This is a genomic window from Streptococcus sp. ZY171113 (assembly GCF_057748235.1).
In genome coordinates this window covers 1,539,412-1,542,003 of sequence record NZ_CM173243.1, presented here as the reverse complement: position 1 = coordinate 1,542,003, position 2,592 = coordinate 1,539,412, and the positions used below count along the sequence as shown (strand labels likewise).

The 2,592-nt window shown below is 45.6% G+C and carries 3 protein-coding genes; all 3 read right to left on the bottom strand.

All coding sequences use genetic code 11. The features are described from left to right. Window positions 1-139: 139 nt before the first annotated feature. Complete coding sequence (locus AC3ARB_RS07370) at window positions 140-1,021, bottom strand: hypothetical protein (RefSeq protein WP_488319933.1); 882 nt, start codon at window positions 1,019-1,021, stop codon at window positions 140-142. 186 nt (window positions 1,022-1,207) lie between these two features. After that, window positions 1,208-2,155 (bottom strand): DHH family phosphoesterase, encoded by a 948-nt coding sequence (locus AC3ARB_RS07365; protein WP_488319932.1) that lies wholly within the window; start codon window positions 2,153-2,155, stop codon window positions 1,208-1,210. Then, window positions 2,152-2,592: a GNAT family N-acetyltransferase gene (locus AC3ARB_RS07360; RefSeq protein ID WP_488319931.1), complete on the bottom strand. Its 441-nt coding sequence runs from the start codon at window positions 2,590-2,592 to the stop codon at window positions 2,152-2,154. Before AC3ARB_RS07360 ends, AC3ARB_RS07365 begins: the two co-directional genes overlap by 4 nt.

Sequence of the window (2,592 nt, the reverse complement as noted above, 5' to 3'; positions counted from 1 at the left end):
GACCATTATGGAGAGGAGCAGGAGACAAAAGTTTTCCTGATTCAAACAAAAAAAGCAACGGATTTGATGCCGTTGCTTTTTTGTAGCTAAATTTCAATATACTCCGTTATTGGGCGGTTACAGTAACTTCGGAGGATTATTATGAAATTTTTATAGATTGAATAACAGATTCAAACTCTTGTCGAATAGTTTCAATATCTGTTTCTGGAGCTTGTAAATCAATAACATAAATTACTTCAAGGAAACCTTCTCTATCTTCAAAAAGATAGGAAACAACCTCTTTTGATGTAGTTTTGGCACTTACTTTAATCTTATATAGTTTATCTGAAATAATCTGATAATCAAAATCTAAAATAGTTCCATATTGTTTTTCAAAAATTAGTTTTATATCAGATTCACCAAAGCTAATGTATCCACTATCAATCACAAATACCAAATAATTTTTAGGATTACGAAAATCCTGAAGTATCTGATACGCATCCGTATTACCATCTCCCATATCTAAAAATTTATCAGGGAAATCCTCGAATTCTACCAACTTTCCACTCAAAGAGTTGAAATTACGAGCAAAATAAGATTTTTTTGGTTTTTCAACAGATAAAAAAGATTTTACCATCTCGATATTATGAGATAATTCTGTCACCGAGCAGTGTATTTCTTTTGTCTTATCAATAGCATAACCTCCAGATTTACCTGACAATTTTAGACCTATAATTCGACATTTTTCATCCTTTACAAATATTTTAACTGAGGAAAAACTGTTGCTAAAAGCTCGAAATGTAGATATGCCTGTTACTTGCCAGTAATCAACTGAGCTTTCACTTAATAACATGGGATTACTTTTAGAAATCTGAATGACTTCATAAATAAGGTTCAATAGCTCATCATTAGAAATATTCGATGACGCTGTTTTCACGTTTGGATGAATAGTTGATATCTTTGTATTTAATTGTTTTGTATGTGCCCCTAATAAATAACCAAACTCTTTATTGAAATAAAGAGTTAATCCTATAAATTCCATTAATTTCCTCTAACAAAAATTCTTAGAACCTGTTTTCACAATAAAAATATTAAACTGATTGGACTAAGTTTGACCCAATTGAGGACGATTTTTTGCAGAAATACTAAGCGTAGACCAGAGTATCTGACGGTGAATGAGCTAAAATGAGCTTGTTCAAGTCATTGGTTACATTGTGAATACAGCTTCTTAGCCACGTTTGGCCTCTGCCACCAAGCCCTGTAATTTTTGGTAGATGGTGGCAATCTCGTCTTGGCTATAAGCCCAGGCACCGCTGGCCAGGGGGTGGCCACCGCCGTCGTGTTCCTTGGCCAGGCCGTTGATGACCACAGTTTTGCTCCGCAGGTTGACCCGGTAGTGGCCGTCCTCTTGCTGGGTGAAAATGGCCCAGCTTTCAACGGTTTCAATTCGGCCAGGGGTGCCGACCACCTGACTGACTTCGTTGGAACCGACCCCGTAACGGTTGAGGAGCTCAGCGGTCAGGACCACATAGGCTGCCCCGTTCTGGTCAATGCTGACCTGCTCTAAGATATAGCCCATGAGCTTGGCCACCCGTTCTGGCACGCTGTCCATCTGCCGCATGAGCAGAGAAAAATCAAGGTCATAGCTCCGCAAGACCCCGCTAATAGCAAAGGTCTTAGCCGTGGCATTGGGGAAGAGAAAACGACCCGTATCGCCCACGATGCCGGCGTAGAGCAGGCGGACGGCAGACAGCGGGAGGTCCAGGCCAGTCGTCAGGGCCAGATCGGTCACCATCTCGCTGGCACTAGAGGCGGTCGTGTCCACCAGGCAGAGGTCGCCGTAGGGCTGGTCGTTGGGGTGGTGGTCCAGCTTGATTAGCATGGCCCCCTGGTCGTAACGGCCGTCGTCAATCCGCTCCAGATTGGCCGTGTCGGTCACGATGACCAGGGCTCCATCGTAGTCCCGTTCGCCCACCTGATCCATAGTGGCCAGCCAGGTCAGGGTTGGCTCGTCATAGCCCGTCACCAGTACCCGCTTATCGGGAAAGTTGTGGCGGAGAATCTCCGCCAGCCCCACCTGAGACCCGATAGCATCAGGGTCCGGCTTTTGGTGGCGGTGGATGATAATGGTCTGGTGGGCCTTAACAGCCTCCAAAATGGCGTGAAAATCGGTCATGCTGACCCCTTTCTAATCATGTCGATGTGGGGAATGCCGTCCTCCAGATAGGCGTCCGAGGTGGCCTCAAAGCCCAGAGACTGGTAGAAGGCCTCCAGATGGGCTTGGGCCTGGGCGTAGATGGGTGTTTTAGGATAATGGCTGACGCAGGTAGCTAGAGCTTCCTCTACCAACTGTCTCCCCAGCCCCTGACCACGAGCGGTCTGGGCCACGACCACCCTCCCCAATTTGACCAAATCAGTCGTTGGAATCAAGCGGCAGTAGGCCAGCAGTTGCTGGTCTTTGGTGAACATCAGGTGGAGGGCAGTCAGGTCATGGTCATCAATGTCTTGATAGGCACAGGCCTGTTCGACCACAAAGACGGCTGACCGCAGCTGGTAAATCTGGTGGAGTTCCCGAGTTGTCAACTCCTCAAAGGTTTTCAAGTGAAAGGCCAT